This window comes from Croceitalea dokdonensis DOKDO 023 (genome assembly GCF_001306415.1).
Lineage (GTDB): Bacteria > Bacteroidota > Bacteroidia > Flavobacteriales > Flavobacteriaceae > Croceitalea > Croceitalea dokdonensis.
Genome location: NZ_LDJX01000002.1, coordinates 53,506 through 68,448 on the forward strand (window position 1 = coordinate 53,506; position 14,943 = coordinate 68,448).

A 14,943-nucleotide genomic window follows, 5' to 3' on the forward strand; every position below is an offset into this window, starting at 1 on the left:
GATTGTCTTTGGTTCATGGTTAATGGCTACTTTTATGACTACTAATTACTAAAACCCTTTTACAACTGCTTACAAACTTTAATTTGATTTAGCACTCATTCAAATGTTGGGTAATCCAAGTGTTTCGCATAATAGGATAAATAAAGCCCAGTTTTCAAATCATATAGTGCGCCTTTAGCATATGATTGGTTGGCCCAAAACTTCTTCTTTCCGAAAAGGTTTTGTTGTCTCGTAAATCATTTTTACCCATTTTCTAAATTCACTCCAAACATCTGCATCCGTTTATTCCATGGTGATACTTTTAACTATAAATAAACAACCATCAGCGATTAATCATCCACCAAATTGGGCGCCAACCATTTCCTTGCCATTTCCAAGTCCATTCCTTTTCTATGGGCATAATCTTTTAACTGGTCTTCTTTAATTTTACCCAACCCAAAATATTTGGCTTCAGGATGTGCAAAATAATAGCCGCTGACACTGGCCGCCGGCCACATAGCCAAACTTTCCGTTAGCTCTACCCCAATATTTTCCTTTACTCGCAACAGTTCCCAAATGGTCAGTTTTTCTAAATGGTCCGGGCAGGCAGGATAACCTGGCGCAGGACGGATTCCCCTATATTTCTCATCTATTAAAGCTACATTGTCCAAATCCTCATCAGAAGCGTATCCCCAGTTTTTGGTTCTGACCTCCTTGTGTAGGTATTCTGCAAAAGCTTCGGCCAACCTGTCTGCCAAGGCTTTTACCATTATGGCATTATAATCATCGTGCTTCCTCTCAAATTCATTTGCCAGTTCCTTGGTCCCAAATCCGGCCGATACGCAAAAACACCCGATATAGTCTTGAATACTACTTTCTTTTGGGGCGATGAAATCTGCCAATGCGATATTGGGCACACCTTCCCGTTTTTTGAGCTGTTGACGGAGAGTGCGAAAAACAGCCGCCTCTAAATCTCCCCCCAAGGGGGAGACTTCAATATCATCATCATTTACCTGATTTGCCGGGAACAACCCAAAAACGGCCTTGCCCATTAACAATTTTTCACTCAAAACTTTTTTCAGTAAGGCCTGGGCATCATCAAATAATTCTGTGGCTTGTGCACCAACGATAGCATCCTTTAGGATTTCAGGATATCTGCCATGCAAATCCCAAGAACGGAAAAAAGGGGTCCAATCTATATAATCGGTTAGCTGGGATAGGTCAAAATCGTTCCATATTTGTACGCCAAGTTCCTTGGGTTTTTTGATATCCTCTTCTTTAAAATCAATACTGTGCTTATTCGCTCTTGCCTGCGACAAGGTCAGGTATTCTTTTTGTTTGGTTCGGTTCAGGAACTTCTCACGAAAGCTGTCATAATCTAATTTAATGTTCTCTTTATAGGTATCCGAGGTTTCTTTTTGTAACAAATCCCCAACCACGGTCACCGCTCTTGAGGCATCGTTCACATGCACTACGGCCTGACTATAGGCCGGGGCTATCTTTACGGCCGTATGCGCCTTGCTGGTGGTCGCACCCCCAATCAGCAGGGGAACTTTAAAGTCTTGGCGTTCCATCTCCTTGGCCAAAAAGACCATTTCGTCAAGGGAGGGCGTAATCAATCCGCTCAAGCCAATGATATCCACTTTTTCTTCAATGGCCTTATTGATGATCTTTTCTGGGGGCACCATCACGCCCAAATCCACAATCTCATAATTGTTACATGCTAAAACGACGGAAACAATATTCTTTCCAATATCATGGACATCTCCCTTTACCGTGGCCATTAGAATTTTACCGGCAGAAGCCCCCCCCGCCCCCAAAGGGGGAGCTTGAAGCTCTTTGAGGATTACATCAAAAACTCCTTCAAGATTGCCCAAAACTTCATCATTCGTGAATCTAATTACCCGATACCCTTGTTGCTCAAGCCATTGTGTTCGCTCAGCATCGCTTTTTTTATTATCAGGTAGTTGGTGAATGCTTCCATCCACCTCAATGATCAAATTTTTCTTCAGGCATATAAAATCAGCAATAAACTCACCGATGATATGCTGACGACGAAATTTATATCCATCCAAATTTTTGACGCTAAGGGCACTCCAAAGTAGTTGTTCAGCCTTTGTGGGTTGGCTTCGCATCTTTCTCGCGTGCTCTTTCAATAATCCGTATAACACCGGATTTGCAGTCTCCCAGTATTGCTCCCCTTTTGGGGGCTGGGGGGCTTTTTTCGCTTCCTCAATGAAGGGCTCCAAGTAGGCGACAGCCTTTTTCATCACGCGGGCAGATTTCACTACTTGCGGCAAAAACATTTTTCCACTCCCGAACAAATCTCCCACCACGTTCATTCCGATCATGAGGTTGCCCTCAATCACTTCAATGGGTTGCTTTGCCGCCAATCTCGCCTCCTCAACGTCTTGGATAATGTACTGGTCTATCCCTTTGACCAAGGCCCTGGTTATTCTGTTTTGTAAAGGTTCCACTCGCCAAGAGAGGTCAATGGTGCTTTCCCTGGCCTTGCCCTGAAAGGTCTCGGCAAATTCCAGCAGCCGTTCCGTAGCATCATCCCTTCGGTTTAAAATCACGTCTTCCACATGTTCCAGGAGATCTTTGGGAATGTCATCATAGACCTCCAACAATGTTGGATTCACAATACCCATGTTCATGCCAACTTTAATGGCATGGTATAGAAAAACGGAATGCATGGCCTCACGAACCGGGTTATTGCCCCTAAAGGAAAAAGACACATTGCTTACGCCCCCACTTACACTGCAATACGGCAGGTTCTCACGCACCCATTTGGTGCCCTCAATAAAATCCAGCGCATTGCGCTTGTGCTCGTCCATTCCCGTTGCCACCGGGAAAATATTAAGGTCAAAAATGATGTCCTCTGGGGGGAATTTTACGATATCCACCAATATACGGTAAGACCGGGTTGCAATTTCCTTTCTACGCTCTAGGTTATCTGCCTGCCCCACCTCATCAAAGGCCATCACAATCATGGCTGCCCCATAGCGCTTAATGAGTTTGGCCTGACGGATAAATTCTGCCTCCCCTTCTTTTAGGCTAATGGAATTTACCACACATTTGCCCTGAACCACCTGTAGGCCCGCCTCTATGATTTCCCATTTTGAGGAATCTATCATAATGGGTACCCTAGAAATATCGGGCTCTGCCACAATCAAATTCAAGAACTTGACCATGGCTTCCTTACCGTCTATCAACCCATCGTCCATATTGATGTCGATGATTTGGGCGCCATTCTCCACCTGTTCCCGCGCTACGGACAAAGCCTCCTCAAACCTTTCTTCCTTAATCAAACGAAGGAATTTTTTGGAACCCGCCACATTGGTGCGCTCACCAACATTGACGAAATTGCTCTCCGGAGTGATGACCAATGGTTCTAGTCCACTTAACTTTAAGTATCTAAATGTTTGTTGTCGGTTGTTGTTTGCCGGTATATGTGAATTGCCTTGAGTCATCAATTATTCTTTTTGTAATATTTGATGAATCCGTTAATGAGTTTTTTACATTTTAATATCTGTTTGAATTGCTTATCAAAATCTTCCTTTTTCAGGTATCCTTGATCTAAAGCAATGAACAATTGGGTTTCCAATTCATACAAAGACCCACGAGAAATATGCAAAAACCGGATGGTATCGGCAGAGGTTCTTCTACCACAGCCTTCGGCAATATTAGATGGAATAGAAACAGCACATCTACATATCTGACTCGTCAATCCATACATTTCTTCCTTTGGGAAAGCTTTTGATATCTGATAAACATCATTTACCAAAACTCTAGCCTCTTTCCAAACCTCCAACTCAGTATATTCCATTTATTTATAATTTAATGACAACTATCAACCGAAAACTGTCAACTCCCTCGGGTTATATTGCTTTACCAAGTTGGCAATCGCTTTGATATGCTCTGGGGTAGTACCACAGCAACCACCTATAATATTTACCAATCCTTTTTCTAGATATTCTTTAATCTGGGAAGCCATTTGCTCTGGTGTTTCATCGTATTCGCCAAAGGCATTTGGCAACCCCGCATTGGGATGGGCAGATGTAAAAAAATGGGATTTTGCCGAAATCACCTCTAAATGGGGAGTCAACTGCTTTGCACCCAGGGCACAATTAAATCCCACAGAAAGTATAGGTATATGGGAGACTGAAATTAAAAAAGCCTCAGCGGTCTGCCCTGACAAAGTTCTACCCGAGGCATCGGTTATCGTACCGCTTACCATGATAGGCACTTCTATATCACGTTCCTCCTTAACCTCTTCGATGGCAAAAAGGGCCGCCTTTGCATTTAAAGTATCGAAAATGGTCTCTACCAACAAAATGTCTGCACCACCATCCAACAAGGCCTCTACCTGCTGTTTATAGGCCACACGCAGCTCATCGAAGGAAATTGCACGAAATCCAGGGTCGTTAACATCAGGGGACATACTTGCAGTTTTGTTGGTAGGACCAATACTACCTGCCACAAAACGCGGTTTTTGGGGTTCCTTATCCGTAAACGACTGGGCTACTTGCTTGGCAATTCGGGCGGACTCATAATTCAACTCATAGACCAAATCCTCCATATGGTAATCTGCCATGGCAACGGTCGTTCCCGAAAAAGTATTCGTCTCCACGATATCAGCCCCTGCTGCAAAATATTTTCGGTGTACCTCAGCTATGGCTTCGGGCTGGGTCAACGACAACAAATCGTTGTTGCCCTGCAGTGGCGAAGGCCAGTCTTTAAAACGTTCGCCCCGAAAGTCCTCCTCGGTGAACTTGTAGCGCTGCAGCATAGTGCCCATGGCACCGTCCAATACTAAAATCCGTTCTTGCAGTATTTCCTCAATTTTTGTCATACACTTATCTTTCCCTTATAGGGTTTATAAACAGGAGCTATCAAGTAAAGTGAAAAAGAGGTCTATTCTTTTTTGTTATCCTTCCCAAATAAAGGTTCGCTAGAACCGTTGGTTCCCCAAAGTTGTTTTGGAGTGGGTAGAATGTAGCACCTTCTCTGTATGGAACAGCAGGTTGCTAAGGCTTCAAAGGGTCTAATCCCTCCACCTTTCTTGATAACTTCAATTTTTAAAAGAACTAGAACAAAGAAAGTACACCGTGATGTTTAAAACAAATTATCCCTTGTTTTTTTACAACGTCCAAGAAAGTAAAACCCCCTGACCTCTAACAATCAAGGGATTTAGAGCTAACTAAAATAAATCTACTTCTAACAAGCTTTATGGCCCATTACGGTTTAACGTACCTTAACACTCATAAAATACTTTGCACCACTTCTTTCTTGGCCTCCTTCCTAGTACCGTCAAAACCCTGCACTCCCCCAACTGTGGTATACTTCATTAGGTAACGCTTATTGGGATGGATGATTTTATATGCGTATTGGCACATCACCGCTGCCTCATGAAATCCAGATAATATCAGTTTTAGTTTTCCTTCGTAGGTATTGACATCGCCTATGGCAAATACCCCTGGAATGTTGGTTTGGTAATCTTTGGCATTATTTACCTTAATAGCATTTTTCTCAATGTCTAGCCCCCAATTCCCAATTGGCCCCAGTTTTGGCGAAAGGCCAAATAAGGGGATAAAGGCATCTACTTCTAGGTAGGTATCCTCTTTTTCCCTGTCGTTGTGCTGCACTACCACCCCACTTAGGATATCATGGCCATGGAGTGCCGTTATCTGGGCTTGGGTGAGTAATTTAATCTTGCCCAGTTTGGCCAATTCAGCAGCTTTCTCTACAGAATCCAAGGCTCCCCTAAACTCATCTCTACGATGTACCAGTGTTACCTCACTAGCCACATCGGCCAGAAATATTGCCCAGTCAAGAGCGGAATCCCCACCGCCGGCGATGACTACTTTTTTATTCCGATAGGCTTCTGGGTCCTTGATGATGTAGGCTACTCCCTTGTCTTCATAATCCCTAATATTTACAATGGCTGGTTTCCGGGGCTCAAAAGAGCCAAGACCGCCAGCGATGACCACGACTTTGGCATGATGGGCAGTGCCGTGATTGGTAGTCACGATAAAAGAACCGTCTGCCTGTTTCTCCAATGTTTCAGCCCGTTCCCCCAGCGTGTAACCTGCTTCGAAGGGTTTTATCTGTTCCAAAAGACGCGCTACCAAGTCACCTGCCAGTATTTCGGGATATGCTGGTATATCATAAATCGGCTTCTTTGGATAAATCTCAGAACATTGCCCGCCAGCTTGTGGAAGCGCGTCAATCAAATGGCATTTTAGTTTCAACAAGCCCGCTTCGAATACGGTAAATAATCCTGTTGGGCCTGCCCCAATAATCAAAATATCCGTTGTAATCATGCTTTCTTTGTTAATTGCTATTTACCAAGTTTTCTGTTATTTCGTTCATTTTATCCACTTTTTGTTCAAAATCCCCCTTAATCGTTTTTCTATAGGAATTCAGGTTAAGCACCATTTTGTTGATATCATCTGGGATTACCTCCTCAAAGAACTGACGAAGCCTTTTTGCCGTAGTTGGGGATTTTCCATTGGTGGAGATCGCAACTTTTACATTCCCCTTGGTGACGATACCTCCCATGTAAAAATCGCATAACGGTGGGTTATCTGCCACATTTACCAGTTTATGCTTTTTTCTACAATCACGATAAACAGTTTCATTTACGGCCGGAACATCCGTGGTGGCAATCACCAACTGTTTTCCCTTTAAATACTTTCTTCGGTATTTCTTTAATTTCACTTTGGCCCCAATCCTTTTGGCCACCTCCAAGGTTGATTTCCTTATCATTGGCGTTACAATGGTGACGCTAGCATCTGGACTGGATTTAGCGAGAAAGCGCAACTTCTCTTCTGCAACATAACCTCCGCCAACGAGCAAAACCTCCAATTGAACGGTTTTTAAAAAAATGGGATATAGATTGTTTCTTTCCATTAGGCCGTAACTTTTGCGCGTTGGTACTTTTGCTGAATATTGCTTAATTGGTTCCTGTGCCGTACAACCTCACCTATAACAATAATGGCCGGGTTGGTCAATTGCTTTTTCCTTACTACCTCCCCTAAGGTGGCTATGGTGCCCACACCTATTTTTTCCCTTTCCGTAGTACCCTCTTGGATGATGGCCACTGGCATATCTGCTTTGTCCTGCTCTTTAAAGAGCCCAACGATTTCTGCCAGTTTGGACATCCCCATTAGAATAACCACCGTTGCATTTGATTTTGCAGCTAGGGCGATATCCTTTGACAACGTATGGCTCTTTGTGGTTCCGGTAATTACCCAGAAACTCTCTGCGGAACCTCTCTTTGTCACTGGTATATTTTGGGAAGCCGGAACGGCCAATGAGGAGGAAATTCCCGGCACCATAGCTACCGCTATCCCAAATGATGCAGCATATTCCATCTCCTCCGCACCCCTTCCAAAAACAAAGGCATCCCCCCCTTTTAACCGAATCACATTTTTGCCCTGCAAGGCTTTAAGAACGATTAATTCATTTATCTGATCCTGCTGGTACGTACAGCAACCTTTCCGTTTTCCGACAAAAATGAGCTCTGCATTTTTGGCAAAACACAATAATTCCTTGTTCACCAAGGCATCATACAACACCACCTCCGCAGCTTGTAAGGCCCTTACCCCTTTGATGGTTATCAATTCTGCATCGCCAGGTCCTGCCCCAACTACCGTAAATTTTCCGCTATTATACATGGGCCAACTCTGATTGTCTGAAAGATTGCAACTGCTCAAGAACCATTTTGGCATCGTCTACATAGGTTTTGGCAAAATCTTTGGAAGGTCTGCTTTTATTTAACTGTAGGACGATGTCCGAAAGGGAGCCGGTAAACTGAATCCTTCCACTATCAACAAATAGACGATCAAAATCCTTTAGGATACTGGCGTGCGTATTGGTCTTAGTGTGCTCCGCAGTAAGTAATGCCTTGGCAGAGTTCACCATGGACTGGTAGGCATAATAGATACTTGCCGCCCATTTTTCTTCCTGTAAAGCCTCTTGGGCATGCCCAATCTTTTCTTGGCTCTCCAAAAATAAGGTCGCAATTAGATCTACCATGACACCAGCACATTCACCTATACCAATTTCCTTCTTGTATTTTTCAGAATTTCCCCAATCAATAAAGTCGTCTTGGACAAGATTATCCGTGATCGTTAGCGGCTTTAAAAAGTTATAGAAATACTGCTCTCCCTTTGCTTGGTAATAGGCCTCAAAAAGCAGTCCGTTGCCATTGACTTCATAGTCATCCAATATCAACCTAAGGGCTTGTGGACCTCGTTTGCTTGGAATCTTTACGACTTTATCCGCAAAACGTGCTTTTCCATTACCAAAATTACCTCCCCCTAAAAGTACTTGTAGCGCAGGAGCCACCAATTTTTCCTTTGTCCTGATGCTCATGCCTTGAAATCCGATATGAGCCATATTGTGTTGGCCGCAAGCATTCATACAACCACTTATTTTTATGACCACATCTGGATTGTTAACATACTGTGGGTATTCTGCCTTAATCACCCGTTCCAGTTCCTTGGCAATACCAGTACTGCTCGCAATTCCTAAATTACAAGTATCCGTTCCTGGACATGCCGTAATATCCAAGGCCTTGTTATAACCAGCTTCGGCAAACCCCAATTTGGAAAGTTCTTGGTAGAAAAACGGCACCAACCCAACTCTTACATGCGGAATTAGAATATTCTGACGTAGGGAAAGACGGATTTCTGCTGCGGCATACTTTTGGACCAAATTGGCCAACAACCGTGCTTTATCCGTATAAAAGTCTCCCAGCAATACTTTAATGCCAATAGCAACAAAACCATCTTGTTTTTGTGCCACCAGATTGGTGGACTTCCATTGATTAAAGGCGGCCGGATCGTTAATCTTAACTACAGGAATAGGGATTTGGGCTATTTTAGGTTTAGGATAAGATTGGTAATCAATAGGATACACAAACTGCTCTAGGGCATGTTCTTCTTCTTTTAAAAGCGCTTTGAAACCGTCTACGCCCAAATCCTTTACCAAAAACTTTAACCTTGCCTTTGCCCTGCTCTTGCGTTCCCCGTAGCGATCAAAAACCCGGATGACGCCTTCCATTAGCGGAATGATCTTATCGGTTGGAAGAAAGGTATACAATACATCTGCATGCCTTGGCTGTGATCCCAATCCGCCGGCAAGCATCACCTTAAAACCACGTTTCCCATTTTCCATTTTGGCAATAAAACCCAGATCGTGCATGTACGAAAGACCAGTATCGGCAGCCGTAGCTGAAAATGAAACCTTGAATTTTCTCCCCATTTCTTGCCCTATAGGATTGCGCAAAAAATACTCGAATACAGCTTGGGCATATGGGGACACATCGAAAGGTTCGTTGGGGTCAATTCCGGCCGTTTCAGAAGCAGTAACGTTTCGAACTGTGTTTCCGCAGGCCTCTCTGAGGGTGACTTCATCTTTCTCTAACTGCGCCCAAAGTTCTGGGGTTCTTTCCAGGTCGACATAATGAATCTGAATATCTTGACGAGTGGTAATATGAAGTCGCCCTGTTGAATATTCATCGGCCACATCTGCGATTCGAAGCAATTGCTTTGAAGTGACCTTGCCATAAGGAAGCTTTATCCGAATCATTTGAACCCCCTGCTGTCGTTGACCATAAACTCCCCTTGCCAAACGAAGACTTCTGAATTTCTCGTCGTCAATAGTACCATTCTTGAACTTCTGAATTTTTTGTTCCAATTCAAGGATGTCTTTCTCAACTACTGGATTCTCTATTTCCGTTCTAAAACTTTTCATTATTCTATTTATCCTATCTTTTTAGTAGATTTTATTGCAACAAAATGTTCCTCATAAGACCCATTTTGATTCTGCTATTTATTTGATAAATCCTACTCCCGCGGTGGTATTGGTCTGCTCATCAATTAAAATGAAAGCACCGTTGGATTTGTTGTCATTGTAAGCATCTGTAAAAACCGGTTTGCTCAACTTTATTTTTACTTCTCCAATTTCGTTAAGCCTCAACGAACCTGAGGATTCACTTTCGCCTGAAAAATCTGTTTCCACCACATTTCCAACTTCAGCAATTTTTGATACCACCTGGTTGGTATTGTGCTGAACGATATATCTAGATCCGGCGGAAAGTTGCTTGCTATCCATCCAGCAAACGGTAGCTGTAATTTCTTTTTCAACTTTTGGCAGTTCGTTGGTCTTAACCAGCATATCCCCACGAGTAACATTAATTTCATCTTCTAGTGTGATGGTCACGGAACTACCTGCTTTGGCCAATTCATAGGGCGTATCGTAAAAATAGATGGACTTTACTTTGGACGTGGTCATCGAGGGCAAAACCGTTATTGCATCGCCTATCTTTACATCACCTCCCTTAATTTTTCCGGCAAAGCCCCTAAAATCATGAAACTCATCGGTCTTAGGCCGAATGACCATCTGTACGGGGAATCGGAAATTACCATCTTCCTGCACATCTGTACCTTTAAGGTTTTCCAAATGTTCCAATACTGTATGTCCTTTGTACCATGGCATTTCATTAGAACTTTTGACCACGTTATCCCCTTTCAACGCACTTACGGGAATATAGGTTGCATTTTGTTCTATATATGTACTGTTGGCATTGAGCTTTTCAAAGTTTTGCTTTATATCTTCAAAAACACTTTGGTCGTACCCCACAAGGTCCATTTTATTAATTGCGACGATAACATCTTTTATACGTAAAAGATTATTGATGAAGAAGTGGCGATAGGTTTGCTCTATGACCCCTTTTCGAGCATCAATCAAAATGATGGCGACCTGTGAAGTGGAAGCACCGGTGACCATATTACGAGTATATTCCACATGGCCCGGTGTATCAGCAATGATGTAACTTTTACGTGCTGTTGAAAAGTAGATATGCGCTACATCTATGGTAATACCCTGTTCACGTTCAGCAACCAAGCCATCTGTGGCCATAGAAAAATCTAGATAATCATACCCCTTTTTCTCGCTGCTGTTGCGGATAGCTTCAATTTTATCGTCAGTCAATGATTTGGTATCATATAGTAACCTGCCTATTAAGGTGCTTTTACCATCATCAACACTACCCGCTGTTGCTATTTTCAATACTTCCATTTGTTCTATTTATAGTTGATGGCTCCTAGCTGTTAGTATGTGCACCAACACTAAAAACAAACAACCGATAACGATTTTAAAAATACCCTTGTTGTTTTCTTTTTTCCATTGCCGCTTCTGACCGCTTGTCATCTATACGTGCCCCTCTTTCGGAAATTTTGGAGTCCCGTATTTCTGCCACTACCTTTTGAATCGTATCCGCAGTGGATTCCACGGCTGCCGTACAGGACATATCTCCAACAGTTCTAAATCTTACAGTTCTCTCTTCTACCTTTTCATCTTCTGAACGAAAAACCACATCATCTTGAGCAGACCATATGAGCCCATCTCGCAGAAACGTATGTCGCCGATGTGCAAAGTAAATTGCAGGTATTTCTATTTGCTCTTCTTGTATGTAACTCCAAACATCCAACTCTGTCCAATTGCTTATGGGAAATACCCTAACGTTCTGCCCGTGCTCAATGTTTCCGTTCAACATATCAAACAATTCCGGACGCTGATTCTTTTCATCCCACTGGCCAAAATCATCACGGACGGAAAAAATACGTTCTTTGGCCCTGGCCTTTTCCTCATCCCTTCTGGCCCCACCAATGCAAGCATCAAACCTAAATTCTTCAATGGCATCTAATAGTGTTGTGGTTTGTAGGCTGTTTCGGCTGGCATACTTACCAGTTTCCTCCATGACCTTTCCATCATCAATAGCATCCTGCACATTTCTGACAATAAGCTTTACACCAAGCTCTTGTACCAACTTGTCCCGGAATGCTATAGTCTCAGGAAAATTATGGCCCGTATCTATATGCATCAGCGGAAATGGGATTTTGGCTGGCCAAAATGCCTTCTGTGCCAAGCGGACCAAGGTAATGGAATCCTTGCCTCCAGAAAATAACAACACTGGCTTTTCAAACTGTGCCACTACCTCCCTAAAAATATAAATGGCCTCACTTTCCAAGGCGTTAACCCGTAGTACGTTTTTTTGGCCTGTGACATCTGGTCGTTTGGTGTCTTGTATGGTAGTACTCAAATTTCTTAAATTTTTGGCTTTTCTTTCTCCCTTTCTCCGCATCTTAATTTACCTAGGGATAAAGTACCGTGTTATACGCTCCTTTTATATGTGCAAACCGCACTCCCGGTTTTCCAAGACCTTTGTGGGGTCAAAATAATTGTGTTCATTGGGCAAATTGTAGGCGGCCAAATAAGCGTCCAATTGGGCATTGTCCCAATAATAAAAAGGACTTACTTTTAATACCCCGTCCCTTCCCAGGCTTAGAATATCCAAAGCATCCCTATGCGCAGTCTGTCCCTGGCGCAAATTGGTAAACCAAACATCTGGACGATGCTCCTCCATGGCCCTTGCAAAAGGCTCCAGTTTTACCTGCTCCGTAAAAAGTTTGTGCAAAGGGTCTTCCACGGATGGAATACCCATAACCACATTCCTGTGGGCCGATGTTTGTTTGGGAACGTAAAGTTTGATGTTCAGTCCCAGTTGCACAATTAGCTGTTCCGCATGCTTATAAGTCTGTGGGGTGTTGTACCCCGTGTCGCACCAGATTACGGGAATCTCCTTATCCACATCCGTGACAGCGTGTAAAATGGCAACCTCATAAGGTCTAAAATTGGTAGTAACCACGGGTGTGTGGCCATGCTGAATGGCCCATGCAATTATTTCTTGTGGCGGTATTCCCTTAAGCTGTGCATTCCAAACAGCCAACTGATGTTCTGACATAACTACTTATTTTCCCCAACTAATGGTATTCCAGATTCTTTCATGAAAAAAGTAAAGCATCATCTTGGTCACTAACTCTATAAAGCCAATTGAAAATGCCAAACTTAGGGTACCTGTTACAATCCAGGATATGATAATGGTATCCAAAGTGCCTATTACCCGCCAACTAATGGACTTGGCAATACTACGTTTGGGACTTTCTGATGCCTTGTCCTTGCTGTAGGTTGTTTTCCCTCTTTCTGATGTCACTATTAACTGTTCCGTAACCATAATTTATTACCCTATAGATTTAATAGGTAATACAAACATAAGACTATATTTATATTGAAGAAGCTAAAACCAAAATATTTTTATAATTACCCTATAGTTTTAATAGATTAATAGTATTACCAGCTAAATAGTGAGAAAAATATGATGTACAAACACATGTTAAGATAGTAAATCTGCCAAGGTAGTATTGCGGTACACCTCAAGATTGGCATCCCGGACCTTCAACATTAGTTTATGGACGGAGCACTGCCCTTCTTCCGGACAATCATCGCATTTTTCGTAGAAATTTAAACTCACACAGGGTACCATGGCAATAGGTCCCTCCAATACCCGCATGACCGTGGTCATTTGAATGTCCTTAGGTTCCTTGATCAGATAATAACCGCCGCCCTTCCCCTTTTTGGAACCCAAAAAACCGTTTCTCCTTAGCGTGAGCAAGATACTTTCCAAAAACTTTTGTGAAATATTTTTCTCTTTTGCTATCTCTGCGATTTGAACTGGTTCCCGTGTAGGTTGCGAACCTAAAAAGGTGAGCGCCTTTAAACCATATTTTGTTTTCTTGGAAAGCATGGGACTAAGATAGGGAAAACTTGGTTTCAGAATTGACCTATCCCTAGCCCAAAGCTTGGTTGATATCTGCAATAATATCATCTACATGCTCCAAACCAACGGAAACCCTGACCATGCCATCCGTAATACCAGATACCAAACGTTCTTCCTTGGTGAGTTTACTATGGGTGGTAGAGGCAGGGTGCGTGACAATACTTCGGGAATCCCCTAAATTTGCGGAAAGTGACAAAAGCCTGATGGCATCAAAAAACGTTTGTCCGGCCTTTATCCCCCCTTTGACCTCAAAGGCTACCACGCAACCTCCTGCCTTCATTTGTTTTTTGGCCACTTGATACTGAGGATGTGATTTTAAGAAAGGATATTTTACCCAGTTCACCTTTGCATGCCCCTCTAAAAACTGGGCCAACCGTAGGGCATTCTCACAATGCCTGTCCACGCGTAGGGCCAAAGTCTCCAAACTTTTGGAAAGCACCCACGCATTAAAGGGCGAAAGTGCGGGCCCCGTAATCCGTGCAAAGCGATATACCTTGTCTATGAGTGCAGCATGCCCCACGGTGATTCCGGCCAAGACCCGTCCTTGGCCGTCCATTAACTTGGTGCCAGAATGGATGACCAAATCTGCCCCAAATTGTATAGGCTGCTGCAAATAGGGCGAAGCAAAGCAGTTATCTATAATCAGAATTAGTTGATGTTTTTTTGCTATGGCCCCCAAAGCTTCCAAATCCACAATATCCACACCAGGATTGGTGGGCGACTCTGCATAGATTACTTTGGTGTTTGGGGTTATTAACCTTTCTACGGAATCCAAATCATCTATGGGAAAATAACTATGGCCAATGTTCCATTTAGGAAAGAAATTTTGGAATAAGGTATGGGTGGAACCAAAAATATTGCCCGCAGATATAATATGGTCACCGCTTTCCAACAGAGCGGCCAAGGTGGAGAATACCGCCGCCATTCCGGATGCAAATGCAAAACCAGCCTCGGCACCTTCCATTTGGCAGACTTTTTCCACAAACTCATTGGAATTTGGGTTGGAATAACGCGAATAAATGTTCCTGTCCTTCTCTTCCGCAAAAGAAGCCCGCATATCCTCCGCATCCTCAAAAACAAAACTAGACGTGAGGTACATGGGGGTGGAATGTTCTAAAAACTGTGTACGTTCCGTTTGTATCCTTACAGCTTGGGTTTCAAATTTTTTACTGCTTTTACCTTTCATTCCGCAATTTCATTGGATAGCCCTTAGGACCATCAAATTTTAAGTTTGGAAAAGTCACCAACTCGCTTTAAGCATGCAACACCTC

13 protein-coding genes and 1 riboswitch are annotated in these 14,943 nt (G+C 43.1%); all 13 genes read right to left on the bottom strand.

The window, feature by feature from the left end; all coding sequences use genetic code 11:
* Positions 1 to 329: 329 nt before the first annotated feature.
* A complete protein-coding gene (locus tag I595_RS03780; protein WP_054558086.1) occupies positions 330 to 3,455 on the bottom strand; it encodes a vitamin B12 dependent-methionine synthase activation domain-containing protein in 3,126 nt (1,041 codons plus the stop codon).
* Positions 3,455 to 3,811, bottom strand: a complete 357-nt coding sequence (locus I595_RS03785; protein ID WP_054558087.1) for a four helix bundle protein — start codon at positions 3,809 to 3,811, stop codon at positions 3,455 to 3,457. Before I595_RS03785 ends, I595_RS03780 begins: the two co-directional genes overlap by 1 nt.
* A gap of 24 nt (positions 3,812 to 3,835) precedes the next feature.
* A complete protein-coding gene (locus I595_RS03790) occupies positions 3,836 to 4,837 on the bottom strand; it encodes a homocysteine S-methyltransferase family protein (RefSeq protein WP_054558088.1) in 1,002 nt (333 codons plus the stop codon).
* 72 nt (positions 4,838 to 4,909) lie between these two features.
* Positions 4,910 to 5,057, bottom strand: a riboswitch (SAM riboswitch).
* Between the two features lie 189 nt (positions 5,058 to 5,246).
* Positions 5,247 to 6,308, bottom strand: a complete 1,062-nt coding sequence (locus I595_RS03795; protein ID WP_054558089.1) for an NAD(P)/FAD-dependent oxidoreductase — start codon at positions 6,306 to 6,308, stop codon at positions 5,247 to 5,249.
* Positions 6,309 to 6,318: 10 nt separating this feature from the next.
* Positions 6,319 to 6,897 carry a precorrin-2 dehydrogenase/sirohydrochlorin ferrochelatase family protein gene (locus I595_RS03800; RefSeq protein WP_054558090.1) on the bottom strand — a complete coding sequence of 193 codons (579 nt, stop codon included), beginning with the start codon at positions 6,895 to 6,897 and terminating at the stop codon, positions 6,319 to 6,321.
* Positions 6,897 to 7,664 carry a uroporphyrinogen-III C-methyltransferase gene (gene cobA, locus I595_RS03805; RefSeq protein ID WP_054558091.1) on the bottom strand — a complete coding sequence of 256 codons (768 nt, stop codon included), beginning with the start codon at positions 7,662 to 7,664 and terminating at the stop codon, positions 6,897 to 6,899. Before cobA ends, I595_RS03800 begins: the two co-directional genes overlap by 1 nt.
* A complete protein-coding gene (locus I595_RS03810; protein WP_054558092.1) occupies positions 7,657 to 9,747 on the bottom strand; it encodes a HEPN domain-containing protein in 2,091 nt (696 codons plus the stop codon). Before I595_RS03810 ends, cobA begins: the two co-directional genes overlap by 8 nt.
* Before the next feature lie 78 nt (positions 9,748 to 9,825).
* Complete coding sequence (locus I595_RS03815; RefSeq protein ID WP_054558093.1) at positions 9,826 to 11,073, bottom strand: sulfate adenylyltransferase subunit 1; 1,248 nt, start codon at positions 11,071 to 11,073, stop codon at positions 9,826 to 9,828.
* A 76-nt stretch (positions 11,074 to 11,149) separates the two neighbouring features.
* The gene (gene cysD / locus I595_RS03820) at positions 11,150 to 12,085 is read right to left on the bottom strand and encodes a sulfate adenylyltransferase subunit CysD (protein WP_054558652.1); all 936 of its coding nucleotides are present in this window, start codon (positions 12,083 to 12,085) and stop codon (positions 11,150 to 11,152) included.
* A gap of 96 nt (positions 12,086 to 12,181) precedes the next feature.
* Positions 12,182 to 12,799: a phosphoadenosine phosphosulfate reductase domain-containing protein gene (locus I595_RS03825; RefSeq protein ID WP_054558094.1), complete on the bottom strand. Its 618-nt coding sequence runs from the start codon at positions 12,797 to 12,799 to the stop codon at positions 12,182 to 12,184.
* Between the two features lie 6 nt (positions 12,800 to 12,805).
* On the bottom strand, positions 12,806 to 13,069 hold the full coding sequence (locus I595_RS03830; RefSeq protein ID WP_054558095.1) for a DUF2061 domain-containing protein: 264 nt from the start codon (positions 13,067 to 13,069) through the stop codon (positions 12,806 to 12,808).
* 159 nt (positions 13,070 to 13,228) lie between these two features.
* On the bottom strand, positions 13,229 to 13,639 hold the full coding sequence (locus I595_RS03835) for an RrF2 family transcriptional regulator (protein ID WP_054558096.1): 411 nt from the start codon (positions 13,637 to 13,639) through the stop codon (positions 13,229 to 13,231).
* Between the two features lie 43 nt (positions 13,640 to 13,682).
* Positions 13,683 to 14,858 carry a trans-sulfuration enzyme family protein gene (locus I595_RS03840; protein WP_054558097.1) on the bottom strand — a complete coding sequence of 392 codons (1,176 nt, stop codon included), beginning with the start codon at positions 14,856 to 14,858 and terminating at the stop codon, positions 13,683 to 13,685.
* Positions 14,859 to 14,943: the final 85 nt, after the last annotated feature.